Origin of the sequence: Longispora fulva (genome assembly GCF_015751905.1) — a bacterium.
Classification (GTDB): domain Bacteria; phylum Actinomycetota; class Actinomycetes; order Mycobacteriales; family Micromonosporaceae; genus Longispora; species Longispora fulva.
On sequence record NZ_JADOUF010000001.1, the window covers coordinates 317,406 to 338,633 of the forward strand.

Genomic DNA, 21,228 nt, shown 5'->3' on the forward strand with positions numbered 1-21,228 from the left:
GGAGCACCGCCTCAGGTCGCAGACCAGCACCTACTTTGGTAGGGGTCAGGTCCCGACCCTGGATCCTGGTGGCCGTTCGTCACTCTCCGCAATCATCGTTCCTATGATCAGGATCGAGCACCTCACCAAGACCTACGGCGACTACACCGCCGTCAATGATGTGTCGTTTGTTTGCCGGCCGGGCCGGGTGACCGGTTTTCTCGGGCCCAACGGGGCGGGCAAGACGACGACGATGCGGATCATGGTCGGGCTGACGACCCCTACGAGGGGACGGGTCACTCTCGGCGGGCACCGGTTCGACCAGATCCCCAACCCCGGCCGTCACGTCGGGGTATTGCTTGACGCCAGCGCCCAGCACGCCGGCCGCACCGGCCGCGAGGTGCTCAGCCTCGGCGCCCGGCTGATGGGCCTGCCCGCCGCGCGGGTCGAGGAGATGCTCGACATGGTCTCGCTCACCGACACCGAGGCCGGGCGTCGGGTCCGTGACTACTCCCTCGGCATGCGCCAGCGCCTGGGCATGGCACACGCCCTGCTGGGCGACCCGTCGGTGCTGATCCTGGACGAGCCGGCCAACGGCCTGGACCCCGCGGGCATCCGCTGGATGCGCGGCGTGCTCAAGGGGTACGCCGACCGCGGCGGCACGGTGCTGCTGTCCAGCCACCTGCTCAACGAGGTCGAGCTCGTCGCCGACGACATCGTGATGATCGGCCGCGGCCGCATCGTCGCCCAGGGCACCGCCCAGGAACTCGCCCGCACCGGCGGCACCCTCGTCCGCGCCGCGGACCGCACCGCCCTGGCCCACGCGCTGAACGCGGCCGACATCACGTTCACCCCCCTCGCCGACGGCCTACGCGCCGACGCACCCGCGGCACGGATCGGCCAGATCACCACGACCGCCCAGATCCCCCTGACCGAGCTGCGCCCCGCCGACGGCGGCCTCGAGGATCTCTTCCTCGAACTCACCGCCGGCACCCAGCGCGAGACTGTCACCCAAGGAGTCACCGCATGAGCACCATCGCCGCCCACCCCGCCTCGATCGACCTCAGCCGGACCCGGCCGACGCCGTTCTCCCGACTGGTGCGGGTCGAGTTGCGCAAGAGCTACGACACCCGGTCCGGCTTCTGGCTGCTGGCCGCCACCGGGCTAATCACCGTCGCGGTGTACACGGTGATGCTCCTGGTCTCGGCCACAGGCAACTCGGACTTCAGCTTCCAGGACTACGCCGTGGCCGGTGGCGCCGCCACGTCCATCCTGCTGCCGATCGTGGGCATTCTGCTGGTGACCAGCGAATGGAGCCAGCGCACGACCGTCACGACCTTCGTCCTTGAGTCGAACCGCTCCCGGGTCATCCTGGCCAAGCTGGTCACCGGGCTGGTGCTCGCCGTGCTCGTCACCGGCTTCGTGTTGGCGACGGCGGCCGTCGCGGCGGCTGGTAGCGCCGTGATCGGCGACGCGTCGCCGTGGTCGGTCGACGCCGCGGCTGTCGTCGGCCTGGTCCTCACCCAGTCCCTGGCCATGCTCGGCGGGTTCGCCCTGGCCACGCTCCTGCTGAACTCCCCGGCCGCGATCGTGGTGTTCTTCCTCTACAAGTTCCTGGTGCCCAACGTGTTCAGCACGGTCGCGGCCAACTTCCCCAAGTCCACCGACGTGTTGTCGTGGATCGACTTCCAGGCCGCGCAGCGCCCGCTCGCGGACCTGTCGATGCACGGCAGCGACTGGGCACACCTGGCGGTCACCGCCACGGTCTGGCTCGCCCTCCCGCTCGCGCTGGGCCTGCGCCGGGTGCTGCGCGCCGAGGTGAAATAGCTCCCCCATAACCCCTCTGAAAGGTGTACCCAATGAATCGAACAACCGCCCTCGCCGCGGCCCTCGTGGTGGTCGGCTCGCTGTCGCTCGGCGGCACGGCGTACGCGGCCGGCGCCGGAGTGCGGCCCGTGGCGCTGCCTCCCGCAGGCTAGGGCCAATGTCGACGCCGCACTGAAGAAGCTGCCCGCGGACTCGCGGCCCAGGCCATGACGAGACTCGCCCGGCCGGGCGTCGACGGGTCCGCGTGGAACCAGATGATCAGGGCCGCGACCGGCGCGGGCGGCCGTCGGGAGCCTGGCCACCACGGCACCCCGGCCCAGCGGCTCGCCGCGTCGACCTGGGCCGCCGACTACGCCAACGCCGCACGCGACAAGAAGTTCGTCGAACCGTCGACGCGATTCGAGGCACTGTTCGACGCCAAGCTGCCCGACCTGGTCGACACCCCGTGACGACCTGACGCGGGCGAAATACCCAAAACGTGATGTTGTACGAATGGGCGGGCCCTCGCCGCGCGTCGGCAGGGGCCCGCCCACCACGGGTCCGGGCGACTGGGGGCGAAGCGCCGTGGCGACGTGTCGTTCGAGGGTTGACAGCCGCCGATCAGGAGTGGACCCTCAAAATCCTATCGGATCTATGATCGGGCGGATGGCTGTCCGGTCCACCCTGAGAGGCCTGGAAATGACACCATCGGTCCCCGACCAGCACCCCTCCCGACGCGACGTCCTGAGGATCGGCGGCGCCGTAGGTGCGTTCCTGACCCTGGGTGGTCTGCCGGTGTTCGCGGAGAGCGCCCTCGCCGCCGACGCCCGCCCGACCAGCCTCACGCTGGTGCCCGCCGGCCAGGCGACGACCCTGTGGTATCCGACGCCCGCCGTCGAGAGCCGCGTTATCTCGGAGGGCCTGGCGATCGGCAACGGCCGGCTCGGCGCGCTGGTCGGTGGCGACCCGTCGAACGACTTCCTGTACCTGTCGGACGCGACCCTGTGGACCGGCACCCTGAACGGCGCCCTCGACGGCGGAGGCCAGTTCCCGTACAACAACACGACGTTCGGCGCCTTCCAGCTCCTGGCCAAGGCATACCTCGCCATCCCGGCGCACACCACGGCCTCGATCACCAACTACAAGCGCCAACTCGACCTGAGCAACGGCTACGTGTCGGCGTCCTACCAGCTGGGCGGCGTGACCTACACCCGCGAGGTGTACGCCAGCCACCCCGACGACGTGATCGTCGTCCGCCTGAAGCAGAGCGGCGGCGGCAGCTACACCGGCTCGGTGTCGTTGAACGGCACACACTCGAACACGACGACGGCGTCCGGCTCGGCGGCCTCGTTCGGTGGCACACTCGCCAACGGGCTGAAGTACGCCGCGGCGGTGAAGGTGGCCAACACCGGTGGCTCAGTCTCGTCCTCGGGCGCCGCCGTCACGTTCACCAACTGTTCCGAGGTCGTCGTGATCCTCACCGGCGGCACCAACTACACGCCCGACCTGGCGACGTCGTACAAGGACGCCGGCGTCGACCCGAAGGCCGTCGCCACCGCCAAGGCCGCCGCCGCCGCGGCGGTCTCCGGGGACACGTTGCTGGCCACCCATGTGGCCGACTACCAGGCCCTGTACAACACGATGACGGTCAACCTCGGCGCCTCCACCGCCGCCCAGCGCGGCCTGGACACCGCCGCGCGCCTCACCGCCCGCGGCACCAACCCCGCCCCGTCGGCCGCCGACCCGGAGCTGGAGGCCAGCTACCTGCAGTTCGGTCGCTACCTCACGATCACCGGTTCGCGCGGCAGCCTGCCGACGAACCTGCAGGGGCTGTGGCTCGACCACAACGACGCCGACCAGTGGCTGGGCGACTACCACACCGACATCAACCTCCAGATGAACTACTGGCTGCCGGACCGCGCCGGCCTGTCGGCGTGCTTCGACCCGCTCGTCGACTACTGCCTCGCCCAGGTGCCGTCGTGGACGACCCTGACCCAGCAGCTGTTCAACGACTCCCGCAACAGGTACCGCAACTCATCGGGCCGGGTCGCCGGCTGGACGACCGCGATCTCGTCGAACATCTTCGGTGGCCTGGGCTGGGACTGGCACCCGGCCGGCAACGCCTGGCTGTGCAACTCGCTGATGGAACACTACGAGTACACCCAGGACCGGGCCTACCTGCAGAGGATCTACACCCTCGTCAAGGGGGCCTGCCAGTTCTGGGAGGTCCGGCTGGTCTCGAAGACCATCACGTCCCAGGCCACCGGACAGCAGGTCACGGTGCTGGTCGACGACAGCGACTGGTCACCCGAGCAGGGCGGCATGCAGCAGGGCGTCACCTACGCCCAGGAGCTCGTCTGGCAGCTGTTCGACTACTACCGCAAGGCATGCGACATCCTGGGCGTGGACGCCACCTACGCCGCGACCATCAAGGGGCTGCAGGACAAGCTGTTCCTGCCCGAGGTCAGCACCGACCCGCAGACCCCGTACCTCGAAGAATGGATGCAGGCCCCCACCACCTGGGGCGACCTGCAGCACCGGCATCTGTCCCCGCTCGCCGGCCTGTTCCCGGGTGACCGGATCACCACCGACGCCAGCCCGACCGCGCTGGTCAACGGAGCCCGGGGCCTGCTGACCGCCCGGGGACTCAACAGCTACGGCTGGGCCACCGCGTGGCGGTCCCTGTGCTGGTCCCGGCTGAAGAACGCGGCCAACGCCTACCAGACCGTGCTCAACGTGATCGGCACCAGCTCCACCGCCCGCAACCTCTTCGACATGTACAGCAGCACGACATTCCAGATCGACGCCAACTACGGCACCCCGGCCGCGATGCTCGACATGCTCGTCTACTCCCGGCCGGGCCTGATCGAGCTGCTGCCCGCGCTGCCCGGCGCGTGGGCGACGGGTTCGGTCACCGGCATCGGGGCCCGGGGCGGCTTCACCGTGGACCTCACCTGGGCCAACGGCGCGGTGACCTCAGCGACCCTGCGCGGCGTGGCCGGCACGTCGACCGTCGTGCGGTCCGGGTCCTGGAGCCAGGTCGTCGTGCTGCCGGCCAGCGGCTCGGCCACCGTCACCCCGTCCGGGACCTCATCGGTTTGTGTCCTGGTCAACCGGCAGAGCGGCAAGGCCATCGACGTGCCCGGGTCGTCCACTCAGGCCGGCGCGGCACTGATCGCGTACACCAGGCACGGCAACGCCAATCAGCAGTGGCGGTTCACCCGCGCCGACACCGTCCACTTCACCATCGCGAACGTCAACAGCAACCTGGTCATGGACGTCTCGGGGGGTTCTGCGGCAGACGGTGCCGCGATCATCCAGTGGAACGGATCGGGCAGCACCAACCAGCAGTGGCGACTCGACGACGCCGGCGGCGGCTACGTGAAGCTCGTCAGTGCGCGCAGCGGCAAGGTGATCGGCGTCGACGCCGGTTCCAGCATCGTGCAGCAGACCGACACCGGGGCCACCAGCCAGCACTGGCGGTTGGACCAGGCGTGAGGACGGGCGGGGCCGCGCCGGACGCTGACCGGCGGCACCACGGTCACGCCCGAGTGTGAGACCGGCCGTCCGGGGATCGCCCGGACGGCCGGACGCCGCTGGACCGGGTGCCGACCGTCCTCCCGGGTGGGTCGGCACCCGGTCGTTGACGTCAGGCCCACTCCGCGCCGTCCGGGTACGCGAACCGCTTCAGCGTCAGCGGGTGCATCTCGGCGGAGAAGCCCGGCGCGGTCGGAGCTTGGTAGGCCCCGCCGATCACCTCCACCGGGTGCACGAAGTGCTCGTGCAGGTGGTCCACGTACTCGATCACCCGGTCGTCGAGCGAGCCGGAGACCGCCACGTAGTCGAACATCGACAGATGTTGGACGAGTTCGCACAGCCCGACCCCGCCGGCGTGCGGGCAGACCGGTAGGCCGAACTTGGCCGCGAGCAGCAGGATCGCGACGTTCTCGTTCACCCCGCCGACCCGGCATGCGTCCAGCTGGACGAAGTCGAGCGCTTCGGCCTGCATCAGCTGCTTGAAGACGATCCGGTTCTGGACGTGTTCACCGGTCGCGACCCGGATCCGCCGGGTGCCGGGCGCCTCGCCGGCCAGGGCCCGGCGGATGGCGGCGTGTCCGAGCACGTCGTCGGGGCTGGTCGGCTCCTCGATCCACCACGGGTCGTGGGGGGCGAGCGCGCTCGTCCACCGGATCGCCTCGGCGACGTCCCACCGCTGGTTGGCGTCGACGGCGATCCGGATGTCCGGCCCGACCGCCGCGCGGGCCAGGCCGAGCCGGCGCACGTCGTCGGCGAGGTCGGCGCCCACCTTGAGTTTGATCTGGGTGTACCCGTCGGCGACGGCCTCCCGGGCCAGCCGGACGAGCTTGTCGTCCTCGTAGCCGAGCCAGCCGGGGGAGGTGGTGTATGCCGGGTAGCCGTGGCCGAGCAGGTGGGCGGTCCGCCGTTCGCGGCCGGGTTCGGCGGCGGTCAGGAGGTCCAGTGCCTCCTGCGGGGTGAGCGCGTCGGTCAGGTACCGCCAGTCGACGAGGTCGACGAGTTGCTGCGGGGTCATCTGCGCGAGAAGTTGCCAGACGGGCTTGCCTGCGAGCTTGGCGGCCAGGTCCCAGGCGGCGTTGATCACGGCGGCGGAGGCGAGGTGGATGACGCCCTTCTCCGGGCCGAGCCAGCGCAGCTGGGAGTCGTGGGTGAGCCGGCGGGCGAACTCGCCGAGGTCGTCCACGCTCTGGCCCACCACGAACGGCGCCAGGGCGTCGATGGCGGCCCGGCAGACCTCGTTGCCCCGGCCGATGGTGAAGGTGAGCCCGTGCCCGTCCACCCCGGTGTCGGTCCGCAGGATCACGTACGCCGCCGAGTAATCCGGGTCGGGGTTCATGGCGTCGGAGCCGTCGAGGTGTCGGGAGGTGGGGAACCGGATGTCGTGGGTCTCGACCGCGAGGATGCGCGTCATGTCTTCTCCCGATGGGTGGGGGTGCTGGCCGGGCGGTGGGTCACAACGAACGCGTCCTTGACGCCGCCATCAGGGGGATTCTAATATCCTGTAGGATCTACGAAATGCCCTGGGGATGTGATGTGCGGCACGAGCGGTTCCAGTCGCCAGTGGGCGGCCCGGCGAGCCGACTGAATCAACTAGCGCGTGGTGTCGGGGGAGTAATCGTATAGGATCTATGATCTCTGAGAGGTGGAACGATGTCCCCGAGACGAATCCGAGGCGCATTGGCAGGGGTGCTCCTTGCCGCAGCGCTGGCGACGCCGTTGTTCCCGGCCGCGCCGGCTCAGGCCGACGCGGGCAACGTGGCTGTGGGAGCGGTGGCGACCCAGAGTTCGACGGGCTACGGCGGCGTGGCCGCCCGCGCGGTGGACGGCAACACCAACGGGGTGTACGCCAACAACTCCGTCACCCACACGAACTCCGAGGCGCAGGCCTGGTGGGCGGCGGACCTCAACAAGGGGTACGGCATCCGCGACGTCACCCTGTGGAACCGCACCGACGGCGGTTTCGGCAGCAGGCTGGCGGACTTCTACCTGCTCGCCTCCGACACCCCGATCGCCTCGACGGATCTGGCCACGGCCCGTAACCAGGCCGGGGTCACCTCCTACTACGTCGCGAGCCTGACCGGGCCGTCAGCGACCGTGCACGTCAACCGCAGCGCCCGGTACCTGCGGGTGCAGCTCGCCGGCACCAACTACCTCAGCCTCGCCGAGGTGCAGGTCGTCGCGACCCCGCTGACCACCACGGCGCGCAACCTGGCCCCGGGCGGCCTGGCCACCCAGAGCTCCACCTACCCGAACCACCCGGCGACGCTGGCCAACGACGAGGTGACGACCGGCGATTCCAGCATCCTGGCGCACACGAACTCAGAGCCCCAGCCCTGGTGGGCGCTGGACCTGCGTTCCAAGGAGCCGCTCACCAACGTGGTGGTGTGGAACCGCACCGACTGCTGCACAGGCCGGTTGGCGAACTTCTACCTGCTGGCCTCCGACACCCCGATCACCTCGACGGATCTGACCACGGCCCGCAACCAGGCCGGCGTCTCGTCCTACTACGTGGCGGGCGCGCCCTCGCCGTCGGTGACGGTCGCCGTCAACCGCAGCGCCCGGTACCTGCGGGTGCAGCTCGTCGGCACCGATTACCTGAACATCGCCGAGGTGCAGGTATACGGTCCGGGCATGCTGATGGAAAGCGACCCGTCCGGTTGGGTGCACAACAACAAGTTCGGCATGTTCATGCACTTCGGCATGGGCACGATGACGAACGTCCAGTGGGCTGACCCGCAGACGCCGCCCTCGGCGTTCAACCCGTCCAGCGTCGACACCGACCAGTGGGCCGACGCGATCAGGTCGGCCGGGATGACCTTCGGGGTACTGACCGCCAAGCACCACGACGGCTTCGCCCTGTGGCCGACGGCCCAGTCCGACTACAGCGTGAAGTCGAGCCCGTGGCAGGGCGGCAACGGCGACCTGGTGCGCGACTACGTCACGTCGATGCGGGCCAAGGGCCTCAAGGTCGGGATCTACTTCTCCATCTGGGACCGGCACAACGGCGACAGCCCCGAACTGATCAAGAACCAGCTCCGTGAGCTGCTGACCAACTACGGCACGATCGACTACCTGTGGTTCGACGGCTGGGGCTGGCAGATCCCGTACTCGCAGATCGCCTACCAGCCGGTCCGCGACTTCATCCGGGACGTGTCCCCGACGACCCTGGTCGCCAACAACGACCACACGTCCAGCCTGACCACCACCGACGTGATGGTGTGGGAGGTGCCGGTCCAGGGCTTCCCGCCGAACAACAGTGTCCCGAAGGACGCGTCGGACACGCTGTGCCCAAACAACACGTGGTTCTACACCACCTCGACCGGCACGCCGAAGGCCGCCGCGACCATCAAGAGCCAGAAGACCAGCATCAACAACGGTAACGCCCTCTACCTGCTCAACGTGGGGCCGGACAAGAACGGGCAGATCACGAGTCCGTACCGTGACCGCCTCGCGGAGATCGGCGCGCTCGGCTGACCCGTCGAACGCCGTCGTCCCGGTGGCGGGCAGCCACCGGGACGACCTGAACCCATGAGGTACCCATGAGGATCGCCCTGTTCGTCACCTGCATGAACGACCTGCTGTACCCGGACACGGGCATCGCGACCGTGAGGATCCTCGAACGGCTCGGCCACCGGGTCGACTTCCCGCAGGCGCAGACCTGCTGCGGGCAGATGCACCTGAACTCCGGCTACCAGCAGCTGGCGGTGCCCCTCGTGGAGAACTTCGTCCGCACCTTCGAGCCCTACGACGCCGTCGTCGCCCCGTCGGGTTCGTGTGTGGCGATGGCCCGGGACAACTACCCCCGCCTGGTACCGGACGCCGCCGGGGTCGCCGCGCGGACCTACGAGCTGTCCGAGCTGCTCGTCGACGTCCTCGGCGTGACCGACGTCGGGGCCCGCTTCCCGCACCGGGTCACCTACCACCCGACGTGCCACGGCCTGCGAATGCTCCGCCTCGGCGACAAGCCGCTGCGCCTGCTGCGCGCGGTCGAGGGTATCGAGCTGCTCGAACTCGGTGGCGCGGAGGAGTGCTGCGGCTTCGGCGGCACGTTCGCCCTGAAGAACGCGGACGTTTCCGGCGCGATGCTGGCCGACAAGTGCCGGAACATCGCCGACACGGAAGCCGACTATGTCGCGGCCGTGGACAACTCGTGCCTGACCCACATCGGCGGCGGCCTGACCCGGCAGAAGGCCCGCGCGCGCCACATCCACTACGCGGAGGTACTGGCGTCATGAACCCCCTGGCCAGTGGCGTCCCGTTCCCGCGCGCGGCGAAGGTCGCACTGGGCGACCCGCAGCTGCGCACCAACCTGCGCCGAGCCACCCACACCATCCGGGACCGGCGCGCCCACGCCGTCGGCGAGCTGCCGGACTGGGAGGCGCTGCGGACGACCGCCGCGGCGATCAAGGACGACGTGCTCCGTCGCCTGCCGGAGCTGCTGGAGCGGTTCGAGGAACGGGCGACCGCCGCGGGGGCGACCGTGCACTGGGCGCGCGACGCCGCCGAGGCATGCGAGATCGTGTCGCGGATCGTGCGGGGCACCGGCGAAACCTCGGCCGTGAAGGTCAAGTCGATGGCCACCCAGGAGATCGGTCTCAACGAGGCCCTGGAACGCGACGGCATCGCGGCGTTCGAGACCGACCTGGCCGAGCTGATCGTGCAACTCGCGCACGACACCCCGTCGCACATCCTGGTGCCGGCGATCCACTACAACAGGGCCGAGATCCGCGACATCTTCGTCCGTGAGATGCCCGCCGACGCGGACCTGACCGATGACCCCGCCGCGCTCGCCGAGGCCGCCCGGTCACACCTGCGCCGCCGGTTCCTGTCCGCGAAGGTCGGGATCTCCGGCGCGAACTTCGCGATCGCCGACACCGGCACCCTGGTCGTCGTCGAGTCCGAGGGCAACGGCCGGATGTGCCTGACCCTGCCGGACACGCTGGTCAGCGTCGTCGGAATCGAGAAGATCCTGCCCACGTTCGCCGACCTGGAGGTGTTCATGCAGGTCCTGCCCCGGTCGTCCACGGGGGAGCGGATGAACCCGTACACCTCCACGTGGACCGGGGTGACCCCCGGCGACGGGCCGTCCGATGTGCACGTCGTGCTGCTCGACAACGGCCGTTCAACCACGCTCGCCGACGAGGTCGGCCGCCAGACCCTGCGCTGCATCCGCTGCTCGGCCTGCCTGAACGTGTGCCCGGTCTACGAGCGCGCCGGCGGGCACGCCTACGGCTCCGTCTACCCCGGCCCGATCGGCGCGATCCTGTCCCCGCAGCTCACCGGGATCGGGGAGAACGCCTCGCTGCCGTTCGCCTCGACGCTGTGCGGCGCGTGCTACGACGTGTGCCCCGTGAAGATCAACATTCCGGAGGTACTGGTCCACCTGCGCGACCAGGCCCCGCACTCCCCGGCCGAGCGCGCCGCCATGTCGGTGGCCGCGTGGCTGATGCGCAGCCCGAAACGGTTCGCCGCCGCCGAGCGCCTGGCCCAGCTGGGGACCGGCCCGCTCGCCGCCGCCCTCGGCCGTCGGACCGTGTCGCGGCTGCCGTGGCCCGGCTCGAAGTGGACCGACGCCCGCGACGCACCACTACCGGCCGCCGAGTCGTTCCGTGACTGGTGGAAGCACCGCGACCAGACTGCCGGTCCGCAGGGCCACACTCACCCCGTCGAGGAGACGCCATGAGCGCCCGCGAGGAGATCCTGACCCGCCTGCGCGCGGCGGTCACTCACATCCCGCCGGTGGAGGTGCCCCGCGACTACCGGCGCGGAGGGGACGCCTCCGTCGACCTGCTGATAGACCGGCTCGTCGACTACAGGGCCAGGGTGCGCCGCAGCACCCGGGCCGAGGTCGGGGCCGCCGTGGCCGCATGCCTGGCGGACGCATCCGCCGTTGTCGTGCCCGGCGAGTTGCCCGCGCTTTGGATGAGTGGCTACGGAGGCGTGGTCCTGCGCGAACCGCTCGACGTCGAGCAGCTCGACGGGGCGGCGGCGGTCGTCACCGGCTGCCGGGTGGCCATCGCTGCCACGGGCACGATCATTCTCGACGGGGGAGCGGGGCAGGGGCGGCGCGCGCTGACCCTGGTACCCGATCATCATGTGTGTGTTGTCGACGCCGCTCAGATAGTGGCGGGTCTGCCGGAAGCGGTCGCGCTGCTGGATCCGCGCCGGCCCCAGACCTGGATCTCCGGGCCGTCGGCGACCAGCGACATCGAACTCCAGCGGGTGGAGGGCGTGCACGGCCCCCGCCGACTCGACGTGATCATCGTGGACTGACAGGAGATCCCGGGCTGGCCGCCAACGCGGTCCCAGCCCGGGATCCCTTCGCCGCGCCGCCCAGCGCGGTCGGTCACGCCTCCCGCAGCGACGTCGGCCGCTCCGCGTCCAGGGACGCCAGGTCCTCCCATAGCTCCTCGGTTAGGGCGCGCGTCGCCCAGCGCACGTTGCCCTCGACCTGCGAGGAGTTGCGCATCCCAGCCACGACCGAGGCGACGGCCGGGTGCAGGCCGGGGAACCGCATGGCCGCGTGTGGCAGCTCGACGCCGTGCCGGTCGCAGACCGCGGCCAGGGCGCGCGCGTGCCCGAGCACGTCGGGGGACGCGGGCCCGTAGTTGAAGTACGCCCCGTCGGCCGGGTTCGGGTTGGCCAGCAGGCCCGAGTTGAACGGCGCGGCGGCCACGACGGAGACCCCGCGCTCGGCACAGGCGGCCAGCAGGGGTGCGCCGGACCGGTCGGCGAGGGTCCACCGGCCGGCGAGCATGACGGCGTCGACGTCGGTCTCGGTGACGATGCGCAGCAGGGGTTCGACGTAGTTCATGCCCGCGCCGATCGCCCCGATGACGCCCTGGTCGCGCAGTTCGATCAGGGCGGGGATCGTCTCGGCGACCGCCTGGTCGAGGTGGTTGTCGGGGTCGTGGACGTAGACGATGTCGATCCGGTCGGTGCGCAGCCGTTGGAGGCTGGCCTCCAGGCTGCGCAGGACGCCGTCGCGGGTGTAGTCCAGCACCCGGGTCAGGTCGTCGGGGACCGCGAAGCCGCCACTGTCGAGGTCCGAGCCGGTGGGCGCGGGGTTCGGGACGAGGAGCCGGCCGACCTTGGTGGAGATCGTGTACTCGGCGCGGGGCTTGCCGGCGAGGGCGGCGCCGAGGCGGCGCTCCGACAGGCCCAGGCCGTAGTGCGGGGCGGTGTCGAAGTAGCGGACACCCCCGTCCCAGGCCGCGCGGACGGCGGCGTCCGCTGTCTCGTCGTCGATCTCGCGGTACAGGTTGCCGATCGGGGCGGCTCCGAAGCCGAGCGAGGTGACCTCGACGTTCGTGCGCCCGAGGGGGTTGCGGTGCATGATGCTCTCCTAGTCGAGGTGGAACACTTCTTCGGCCGGCGCCCACCACTGGCCCTCGGCGGCGCTGTCGAGGGGCTGTTGGCAGGGGTCGGTGAGGGCCCACCAGCGGCGGGTGGTCTCGTCTTCTGCGATCCGGGCCATGTCGGCGTCGTAGTCGTCGCCGGTGTACTCGAGGTAGCTGAACAGCAGCCCGTCGCGGAGGAAGATCGAGTAGTTGGTGATGTGGGCGGCGCGGATCGTGGACAGGACGCCGGGCCAGGCGTCGGCGTGCAGGGCCCGGTACTCGGCCTCCTTCTCGGGCCGCAGTCGGATCACGGCGGCGAACCTTCGCATGGTCACTCCTCGGGTCAGCTTCTCGGGCGGAGCCGGAGGCCGGCCATGCCGCCGTCGACGGCCAAGGCCTCGCCGGTGGTCGAGCCTGCCAGCGGCGAGGCGAGATAGGCGATCGCGGCGGCGACCTCCTCGGCCGACACCAGTCTGCCGTGCGGTTGGCGGGCTTCGAGGGCGGCGCGCTCGGCGGCCGGGTCTGCGGCGCGGTCGAGCAACCGGGACACCCACGGGGTGTCGGCGGTGCCGGGGTTGACGGCGTTGACCCGGATGCCGTCGCGGACCAGGTCGGCGGCCATCGCCCGGGTCAGGGCCAGCACCGCCCCTTTGCTGGCCGAGTACGCCGCCCGCTCGGGCAGGCCGGCCGTCGCGGCGATGGAGCACGTGTTGACGATCGCGGCGTGTTCCGACGCGCGCAGCGAGGGCAGTGCCGCCCGGGTCACCCGCACGACGCCCAGGACGTTGACGTCGAGTACCCGGTGCCATTCGTCGTCGGTGTTGGCCTCGACGGTGCCCTGCGCGCCGATGCCGGCGTTGTTGACGAGCACGTCCAGGCCGCCGAGGACGTCGACGGCGGCGTAGACGGCCGCGCGCACCTCGGCGTCAACGGAGACGTCGGCGCGCACGTAGGTGAACGGGCCCGTCTCCGCGAGGTCGAGCACCGCGACCCTCGCGCCCCGCGCGGCCAGCATCTCCGCCGTGGCCAGGCCGATACCGGACGCGCCGCCGGTGACGAGCGCGCGGAGTCCCGTGAAGTCGTTCATCTATGCCGCCCTGAACTGTTGGCGTTGCCGGCCGAGGCCGTCGATCTCGACCTCGACGACGTCGCCGGGCCGCAGGTAGGGCGTGCGGGGCAGGCCGAGCGCCACCCCGTGCGGGGTGCCCGTGTTGATGACGTCACCCGGGCGGAGCACCATGAACTGGCTCAGATACCACACCACGAAATCAACATCGAAGATCATATTTTTGGTACTGCCGTCCTGGCGCTGCTTCCCGTTCACCCACAGCCGCAGGCCCAGCGCCTGCGGGTCGGGCACGTCGTCGGCGGTGAGCAGCCACGGCCCGAGCGGGTTGAACGTCTCGCAGTTCTTGCCCTTGTCCCACTGCCCGCCGCGTTCGAGCTGGAACTCCCGCTCGGACACGTCGTTGCTGATCGCGTAGCCGGCGATGTGCGCCCGGGCCTGCTGCGGGGAGTCCAGGTAGCGGGCCTGCGCCCCGATCACGACCGCGAGTTCGACCTCCCAGTCGGTCTTCACCGACCGGCGGGGGATCAGTACGTCGTCGTCTGGTCCGACGACGGTGTCCGGGGTCTTCAGGAACACGATGGGCTCGGCGGGGATGTCCGCGCCGGTCTCGGCCGCGTGGTCGCGGTAGTTCAACCCCACGCAGACGATCTTGCCGATCCGGGCCACGGGCGGGCCGAACCGTTCGATCCCGCGCACCGCCGGCAGCCCGGGCAACGCGGCCCGCAGGTGGGCGGGGCCGCCGTCGAGCCAGGCTCCTGTGATGTCGTGGGTCACGGAACTGATGTCCCGCCAGATCCCGTCGTCACCGGCGGCGATGGGGCGTTCCCGCCCGGGTGGTCCGTGTCGTGCGACGCGCATGGTGGTGCCTTTCCATGTTCAGAGGAGGTCGAGGCCGTAGACGCGGATCGCGGTGCCGCCGAAGATGGCGCGCCGGTCGTGGCGGGACAGGCCGGCCAGGCAGGTGTCCAGCGCGGCTCGGACCTGGCCGTAGCTGGCGGTGAGCGTGCACACCGGCCAGTCGGAGCCGAACATCAGCCGGTCGGGGCCGAACACCTCCAGCGCCGTGTCGACGTAGGGCTGGAGCATCGCCGGGGTCCAGCCCGGCCCCGCCTCCTGGGTGAGCCCGGACAGCTTGGCGGCGGTGTTGCCGCAGCCGGCCAGGTCGGTGATCGCCCGCCGCCAGGCCGCCCGCGAGGCGCGGTCCCCGCCGATCGGGGGCTTGCCCAGGTGATCCAGGACGAACGTGGTGCCCGGGGTGGTGCGGGCGGCTTCGACGCACTCGCCGAGCTGGTCGCTGCGTACGACCAGGTCGGCGACCAGTCCGAGACCGCCGAGGTGCGCCAGCATCCGGCGCACATCCGGATGGGCGAGGTAGGCCCGTGACTGGGCCTGCACCTGGTCGCGGACGCCGACGAGCAGGGCACCGCCGGGGAGTTCGCGGTACCTGTGCACGGTCCCGGCGATGTCCGGGTCACTGAACGACGCCCAGCCCACGACCCCGAGGATCTCGGGCGTCGACGCGGCGAGCGCGAGGAACCGGACAGTCTCGGCCGCCTCGCACACGCCGGCCTCGACCAGGACCGTTCCGCCGACCTCTGCCGGGGCGAGGACACGGAGCAGGTCGGCGACCGTGAAGTCCTGTCGGATCGCGGTGAGCCCCGGACCCGCCAACCACGGATAGTCCGCCGTCCACAGGTGCTGGTGGGCGTCGACGACCGGTACCTGGTTCACGCCGCCATCCCCGTTCCGTGGATGAGCCGGATGATCGCGCGGCTCATCGGGGTGTACTCGCGGGTGTTGACCACCTCGCCGGCGATCCGGAAGTCGCGCATGACCGCGATCCGGTCGGCCAGGGCCACCACCTCGGGCAGGTCGGACGAGATGAGCAGCACCGCCACCCCACTGTCGGCCAGGTCCCCGATGAGCTGGTGGAACGCGCCCTTGGACCGGATGTCGATCCCGACGGTCGGCTCGTCGATGATCAGGACCTTGCAGTCGGCGGCGAGCCACTTGGCCAGGCTGACCTTCTGCTGGTTGCCGCCCGACAGCTGCCCGGCGAGCTGTTCGGCCGAACTGAGCTTGATGTTGAGCCGCTGCGTGTACTCGGTGACGATGGAGTGCTCGGCGCGGTCCCGGACGAGGCCCCATCTCGCGAGTTTCGACCAGACGGTGACCGCCACGTTCCGGGCGATGGTCTGTTCGAGGAAGACGCCTTCCTCCTTGCGGTTCTCGGTGACGTACCCGATCCGGTATCGCCGTAGGGCGTCGCCGACGTCACGGATGTCGGCCGTCGCGCCGTCGACGACCACGGTGCCCTCGGTGATCCGGCCGAGCCCGAGCAGGGTCCTGGCCAGTTCGGTGCGGCCCGCGCCGACGAGGCCGTAGAGCCCTAGGATCTCGCCGGGCTGGACATGCAGGGTGATGTCGCGGTGCCCGGCCGCCGTGGACACGCGGGTGACAGCCAGCGCCGGCTTGCCCGGGGGGATCACGCGTCGGGTGGCGAGGGCGACCTGGTTGTGTTCCCGGCCGACCATCTCGTTGACGACGTCGTCGTGGCTGTACGCGCCCAGCAGGGAGGACTCCACGACGCTACGGCCGTCGCGCAGCACGGTGAGCTGGTCGGCGACGGCGAAGACCTCCTCCAGCTTGTGGGTGACCAGGACGATCCCGTGGCCGGCGTCGCGGAGTTTGCGCACGACGTTGTAGAGCCGGTCCGCCTCGTCCGAGGTCAGCGAGGCGGTGGGCTCGTCCAGGAGCAACACCTTGGAGTCGGCGGCCAGGGCCTTGGCGATTTCGACGAGCTGGGCCTGTGCCGGAGACAGCCGCGACACGGGAGTCGACGGGTCGAGGTCGAGGTCGAGCAGCCCCAGGCAGCGCCGAGCCTCGGCGGTGATCCGGCCCCGGTCCACCAGGCCGCGTCGCCGCGGGAGCTGCTCCAGGCAGATGTTCTCCGCGACGCTGAACGCCCCGATCAGGTTGCGTTCCTGGTGGACGACGCCGATGCCTGCGCGCCGCGCCTTCTCCGGGCTGTGCAGGTGCACCTCGCGGCCGTCGACCAGGATCTGGCCGCCGTCCGGGCGGTACACCCCGGTCAGGATCTTGATTAGGGTGCTCTTGCCCGCGCCGTTCTCGCCGAGGAGGGCGTGGACCCGACCGGCCGCGATGGTCAGGTTGGCCCGGTCGAGCGCGCGTACCCCCGGAAAGGTCTTCGTGAGCCCGGTGGCGGTGAGCAGACTCGTCATTGGTCGCCTCCAGAGATCTTGTGCCGGGCACGGCCGAGCAGCACGGCCCCGAGCACGACCGCGCCGATGACGAGGTCGATGAAGCGCCGGTTGATGTTGAACTGCGCCTGGGTCACCTCGACGAGCCGGACCAGGAACGAGGCGAGCACGGTGCCCCACACGCTGATCACGCCGCCGGTGAGCGCGACCCCGCCGATGATCGGCGCGGCGAAGCTGGGCAGCAGCAGGTCGTCACCGACGGAGGCGTTGACGGAGCCGAGGTCGGCCACGATCATGACCGCGGCGACCCCGGCCAGCAGCCCGGACAGCGCGTGCCCGAGCACGATGGACCGGTTGTTGGAGATGCCGGACAGGTGCGCGGCGAAGGGGTTGCCCCCGGAGGCCAGCATGTGCCGACCGGGAACGGAGCGGCGGAAGAACACCGCCACGCCGCCCGCGACGGCCAGCGCGACCAGGAAGACCAGCGGGATCCCGAGCACCGAGGCGTGGCCGATGCGGACCAGGGCGGGGGAGTAGTCCTGGTACGTCCCGGTGCCGTTGATGCCGTAGCGCAGCCCCTCGAAGATCGTCATGGTGGCGAGGGTGACGATGAACCCGTTGATCCGGGTACCGACGACCAGCAGGCCGTTGACCAGCCCGGCGGCCGTGCCGATCGCCAGGGCCGCGAGGACGGCGACGGGTGCCGGCAGCCCGGTGTCGACCATCAGCCCGGCCGAGGCCATCGCGCAGAAGCCGGTGAGCGCGCCGACGGACAGGTTCATCTGGCCCACGGCGAGGACGGCCATCTGCGCGAGGCCGATGACGATGGGTACGGCGAGGAAGCGCAGGAACGCGTCCATCGTGCCGGCGGTGAGCAGGTTGAAGTCGGTCGCCACCGCGAGGGCGAAGAAACCGACCAGCGCGAGGGCCCCGAGCGTGAGCTCGTTGGCACCCCGGAGCTCACGTTTCGTGGGCGTGTCCGGTCTGGTTGTGGGCGAGGAGATCACTTCGCCGCCTCCCTGTCCTGTCGGCGCTGGACGAGCACGGTGCGGACCCGGTCGAGGGACAACGCGACGAGCAGTACCAGGCCGATGTAGATCTTGAGGTTCTCCAGGGAGAACTGGAGCAGGTTCAGGCCCTTGTAGATGACCTGGGAGGCCGTCGCGCCCAGCACGGTGCCCAGGACGCTGACCGCGCCGCCGGCCAGCAGCGTGCCACCGAGCACGGGCGCGAGGAACGACGGCAGCAGGAACTGTTCGCCGATGGCCGCGGAGAACGCGCCGTTGTTCGCGGCGAGCAGGAACCCCGCCAGAGCCGCGAGGAGCCCGCTGAGCGCGTGGGCCTGCACGACGCGACGGCGGGTCGGGATGCCCGACAGTTCGGCCGCCCGCATGTTCGACCCGCTCATCAGCATCTCCCGGCCGACCCGGGCGTGCCGGAACAGCACCCCCACGGCGATCGCCGCGATGACCGCGATCGGCAGCACGAGCGGGATCCGCGGCCCGCACACGTCGCCGAGGCAGTAGTTGGCGAACGTGTCGTTGCGCAGCGCCGACAGGCCGGCGGGCCGCGCGGAGAACGCCACCCCGCCGGCGAACCGTGTGTAGAGGATGGTCACCAGGCCGAGCAGGCCGAAGTCGAGCGCGAGGGTCACCACGAACGAGTTGACCCCGGTCACGGCGATGATGCCGCCGGACAGGGCACCGATCGCCGCCCCGACCGCCAGACCGATGAGCAGCCCCACGATCAGGGGAACGTCCCACTGGGAGTAGGCGAAGCCCATCGCGAAGGTCGACAGGGCCGCCATCCTGCCCACGGCCACGTTCATGTGGCCGAGGGACAGGACCGCGAGCTGGGCGAGCCCGACCACGATGTACACGGTGATGTCGGCCAGGAGGGGCGCGATCGTCAACCGGGTGTCCAGGAACGCCGGCCGCAGCGAGGAGAACACCACCACCAGGGCGATGATCACCAGCGTGAGGCCGACCCGCTGGTTCATCAGCAGTGGCAGGTAACGCCCCCGGCGCGGGGCCGGGGCAGGTCGCGCCGCCGTGGGCCGGGCCAGGTCACGGAGGGCTCTCATGCCACCCTCCTGTCGTCGATGGCGTCGGGGTCCCAGTCGATGCCGAGCCCCGGTGCCATGGGTGCGAGCGCCTGTCCGTCGACCACCGCGATCTCCGTGCGGGTGATGGCGCGCAGCTGCGGGATGTGTTCGAGGTAGGAGCTGTTGGGCACAGCCGCGCACAGGCTGACGTGCAGTTCCATCAGGAAGTGCGGGCACACCGTGACGTTGCTGGCCTCGGCCGCGTGCGCGACCTTGAGCCAGGGCGTGATGCCGCCGATCCGGGCGACGTCGACCTGCACGATCGCGGCGGCCTGGCGGCGCAGGTACTCCGCGAACTGGCCGATCGAGTACATCGACTCCCCGACGGCCACCGGAAGGCTGGTCGAACGGGCGAGGATCTCGTGGCCGGCGACGTCGTCGGCGGGCAGCGGCTCCTCGAACCAGGCGAGGTCGAGGGGCTCGAACAGCCGGGCCCGGCGGATCGCCTCGGCGGTGGTAAACGACTGGTTGGCGTCGACCATGATGTCGAATCGGTCGCCCACCGCCTGGCGGACCGCCGTGAGCCGTTCCACGTCCTCGGCGGCCGACGGCTTGCCCACCTTGAGCTTGGCCCCGCGCCACCCCGCGTCGCGGCTGGCCTTGGTCGCCGTCACAAGGTCCTCGACGGGCAGGTGCAGCCAGCCGCCCTCCGTGTCGTACAGGGGAATGCGGTCCTTCGCGCCGCCGGCGAGGACCCACAGGGGCAGGCCGGCGGCCCTGGCCCGCAGATCCCACAGCGCCGTGTCGACCGCGGCCAGGGCGAGAGACGTGATCGCCCCGACGGCGGTGGCCCGGGTGACGTTGTACAGCTCCCGCCACACGTGCTCCACCCGGGACCCGTCGAGCCCGACGAGCCGGGGCAGCAGCACGTCTCGCAGCAGCGCGAGCACGGCAGTCCCCCCGGTGCCGATCGTGTACGAGTAGCCGACCCCCGTCCCGCCGTCAGCTGCCGTGACCTCGACGAACAGGGTCTCCTGCTTGACGAACGTCTGGAGCGCGTCCGTGCGTACGGTCTCCACCGCCACGTCGACCAGGTACGCCTCGGCGCGAATGATCGTGTTCACTACTTGCAGCTCAGGTACTCGGCGTCGAACTGCTTGCGCAGCTCCTCGGTCTTCGCGGTGCGCTGGGCCTCGTAGGAGTCCAACCCGGTCTTCGTGACCACGAACGAACCGGAGTCGACGATCACGCCGGAGGTCTTCATGGTGCAGCCGGTGGACAGCTTCATCAGGGCGTAGGAGCCGACGTAGGACTGGCCGACCGGGTTCTGCAGGACGGTGCCGGAGATGGAGCCGTCGCGGATCGCGTCCAGGATCGTCTTGTCGTCGTCGATCGCGACCACCTTGATCGGCAACCCGGACTGCTTGACGCCCTCGGCCGAGGCCACGGACGGGTTGTACGCGGTGTTGACGATGCCCTGGATCTGCTTGCCCTTCGCGGCGAGCAGGTCGGCGACGGCCTTCTTCGCGGTCTGCAGGTCCTTGTCGATGTCGGTGACGTTCTCGATCAGGACCACCTTGCCGCTGGTCTCGGCGACGGCCTTCTCCACGCCCTTGATCCGGCGCTGGGTGTTGGAGTCCACCTTGTTGCCGGTCAGGTGCACGAGGTTGCCCGTGCCGCCCATCGCGTCGATGGTCGCCTTCGCCGCCTTGTACGCGGCCACCTCGACGTCGGTGGACAGGCAGAAGTCCGCCTTGTTCTCCCCGGCCGGACACGAGGCCAGCGACGCCACCGGGTAGCCCTGCCGCTTGAGGTCCTCAAAGGTGGAGTTGATGTTGTCGGGGGACACCCCGAAGATGCCGAACGCGTTGAAGCCCTGCGCGGCGAGGGACTTCAGCACGTCGTTCTGCTTGGTCTGGTCCCAGCCGGCGGTCTCGTCGAACGTCGCGTCGCCGAGCTTGAAGTCGGTCTTCGCCTTGCCGGCCGTGGTCTTCCACGGCTGGAAGTAGGGGTGCGCGCCACCGGGGACCAACGCGACCTTCACCTTGTCGGCCGTCTTGGCCGCCGAGGCTGCCGGGTCGGAGTCGCTCTTCTTCGTGCAGCCCGCCCCGGAGAGGCCCACCGCGAGGAGCACCGCGAGCCCGACGCCCAGCTTGACGTTTATCCGTGTCATCTCGATCACCCGATCCTTGTCCCTTTATCGTCGATCCTATAGGATGTCGACTGCGATAA

Annotated in this window: 19 protein-coding genes; 8 read left to right on the forward strand and 11 right to left on the reverse strand. The window is 70.4% G+C overall.

The window, feature by feature from the left end; genetic code table 11:
* Window positions 1-103 precede the first annotated feature (103 nt).
* The 4 genes from IW245_RS01360 to IW245_RS01375 all read left to right on the forward strand — a co-directional run bounded on the left by IW245_RS01360 (window position 104) and on the right by IW245_RS01375 (window position 5,283).
* The gene (locus IW245_RS01360; RefSeq protein WP_197001369.1) at window positions 104-1,009 is read left to right on the forward strand and encodes an ABC transporter ATP-binding protein; all 906 of its coding nucleotides are present in this window, start codon (window positions 104-106) and stop codon (window positions 1,007-1,009) included.
* The gene (locus IW245_RS01365; RefSeq protein WP_197001370.1) at window positions 1,006-1,806 is read left to right on the forward strand and encodes an ABC-2 transporter permease; all 801 of its coding nucleotides are present in this window, start codon (window positions 1,006-1,008) and stop codon (window positions 1,804-1,806) included. The genes IW245_RS01360 and IW245_RS01365 overlap by 4 nt, the downstream gene beginning before the upstream one ends.
* Window positions 1,807-2,012: 206 nt before the next feature.
* The gene (locus tag IW245_RS01370; protein WP_197001371.1) at window positions 2,013-2,255 is read left to right on the forward strand and encodes a hypothetical protein; all 243 of its coding nucleotides are present in this window, start codon (window positions 2,013-2,015) and stop codon (window positions 2,253-2,255) included.
* A gap of 196 nt (window positions 2,256-2,451) precedes the next feature.
* Window positions 2,452-5,283 (forward strand): glycosyl hydrolase family 95 catalytic domain-containing protein, encoded by a 2,832-nt coding sequence (locus IW245_RS01375; protein ID WP_197001372.1) that lies wholly within the window; start codon window positions 2,452-2,454, stop codon window positions 5,281-5,283.
* A gap of 151 nt (window positions 5,284-5,434) precedes the next feature.
* Here IW245_RS01375 and IW245_RS01380 read toward each other — a convergent pair whose 3' ends face one another.
* A complete protein-coding gene (locus IW245_RS01380; RefSeq protein ID WP_197001373.1) occupies window positions 5,435-6,733 on the reverse strand; it encodes an L-fuconate dehydratase in 1,299 nt (432 codons plus the stop codon).
* 239 nt (window positions 6,734-6,972) lie between these two features.
* Here IW245_RS01380 and IW245_RS01385 point away from each other — a divergent pair, with 239 nt between their 5' ends.
* From IW245_RS01385 to IW245_RS01400, 4 genes are all read left to right on the forward strand, one after another.
* Window positions 6,973-8,796 (forward strand): alpha-L-fucosidase, encoded by a 1,824-nt coding sequence (locus IW245_RS01385; RefSeq protein WP_197001374.1) that lies wholly within the window; start codon window positions 6,973-6,975, stop codon window positions 8,794-8,796.
* Between the two features lie 65 nt (window positions 8,797-8,861).
* Window positions 8,862-9,557 carry a (Fe-S)-binding protein gene (locus tag IW245_RS01390; protein ID WP_197001375.1) on the forward strand — a complete coding sequence of 232 codons (696 nt, stop codon included), beginning with the start codon at window positions 8,862-8,864 and terminating at the stop codon, window positions 9,555-9,557.
* Window positions 9,554-11,005, forward strand: a complete 1,452-nt coding sequence (locus tag IW245_RS01395) for a LutB/LldF family L-lactate oxidation iron-sulfur protein (protein WP_197001376.1) — start codon at window positions 9,554-9,556, stop codon at window positions 11,003-11,005. Before IW245_RS01390 ends, IW245_RS01395 begins: the two co-directional genes overlap by 4 nt.
* Window positions 11,002-11,595: a LutC/YkgG family protein gene (locus tag IW245_RS01400; protein ID WP_197001377.1), complete on the forward strand. Its 594-nt coding sequence runs from the start codon at window positions 11,002-11,004 to the stop codon at window positions 11,593-11,595. Before IW245_RS01395 ends, IW245_RS01400 begins: the two co-directional genes overlap by 4 nt.
* Before the next feature lie 73 nt (window positions 11,596-11,668).
* Here IW245_RS01400 and IW245_RS01405 read toward each other — a convergent pair whose 3' ends face one another.
* From IW245_RS01405 to IW245_RS01450, 10 genes are read right to left on the reverse strand one after another with little or no spacing between them, the layout of a single operon-like run.
* Window positions 11,669-12,658 (reverse strand): aldo/keto reductase, encoded by a 990-nt coding sequence (locus IW245_RS01405; RefSeq protein WP_197001378.1) that lies wholly within the window; start codon window positions 12,656-12,658, stop codon window positions 11,669-11,671.
* Window positions 12,659-12,667: 9 nt separating this feature from the next.
* Window positions 12,668-12,991, reverse strand: a complete 324-nt coding sequence (locus IW245_RS01410) for an L-rhamnose mutarotase (protein ID WP_197001379.1) — start codon at window positions 12,989-12,991, stop codon at window positions 12,668-12,670.
* A 14-nt stretch (window positions 12,992-13,005) separates the two neighbouring features.
* A complete protein-coding gene (locus IW245_RS01415; RefSeq protein WP_197001380.1) occupies window positions 13,006-13,749 on the reverse strand; it encodes an SDR family NAD(P)-dependent oxidoreductase in 744 nt (247 codons plus the stop codon).
* Window positions 13,750-14,589 (reverse strand): fumarylacetoacetate hydrolase family protein, encoded by an 840-nt coding sequence (locus tag IW245_RS01420; RefSeq protein ID WP_197001381.1) that lies wholly within the window; start codon window positions 14,587-14,589, stop codon window positions 13,750-13,752. It lies immediately after the preceding gene.
* 18 nt (window positions 14,590-14,607) lie between these two features.
* Complete coding sequence (locus IW245_RS01425; RefSeq protein ID WP_197001382.1) at window positions 14,608-15,462, reverse strand: amidohydrolase family protein; 855 nt, start codon at window positions 15,460-15,462, stop codon at window positions 14,608-14,610.
* Complete coding sequence (locus IW245_RS01430) at window positions 15,459-16,973, reverse strand: sugar ABC transporter ATP-binding protein (protein WP_197001383.1); 1,515 nt, start codon at window positions 16,971-16,973, stop codon at window positions 15,459-15,461. Before IW245_RS01430 ends, IW245_RS01425 begins: the two co-directional genes overlap by 4 nt.
* Window positions 16,970-17,959, reverse strand: a complete 990-nt coding sequence (locus IW245_RS01435) for an ABC transporter permease (RefSeq protein ID WP_197001384.1) — start codon at window positions 17,957-17,959, stop codon at window positions 16,970-16,972. The genes IW245_RS01430 and IW245_RS01435 overlap by 4 nt, the downstream gene beginning before the upstream one ends.
* A complete protein-coding gene (locus IW245_RS01440) occupies window positions 17,956-19,035 on the reverse strand; it encodes an ABC transporter permease (RefSeq protein WP_197001385.1) in 1,080 nt (359 codons plus the stop codon). Before IW245_RS01440 ends, IW245_RS01435 begins: the two co-directional genes overlap by 4 nt.
* Window positions 19,032-20,120, reverse strand: a complete 1,089-nt coding sequence (locus IW245_RS01445; RefSeq protein WP_197001386.1) for a mandelate racemase/muconate lactonizing enzyme family protein — start codon at window positions 20,118-20,120, stop codon at window positions 19,032-19,034. The genes IW245_RS01440 and IW245_RS01445 overlap by 4 nt, the downstream gene beginning before the upstream one ends.
* A complete protein-coding gene (locus tag IW245_RS01450; protein ID WP_197001387.1) occupies window positions 20,120-21,169 on the reverse strand; it encodes a sugar ABC transporter substrate-binding protein in 1,050 nt (349 codons plus the stop codon). The genes IW245_RS01445 and IW245_RS01450 overlap by 1 nt, the downstream gene beginning before the upstream one ends.
* Window positions 21,170-21,228 lie beyond the last annotated feature (59 nt).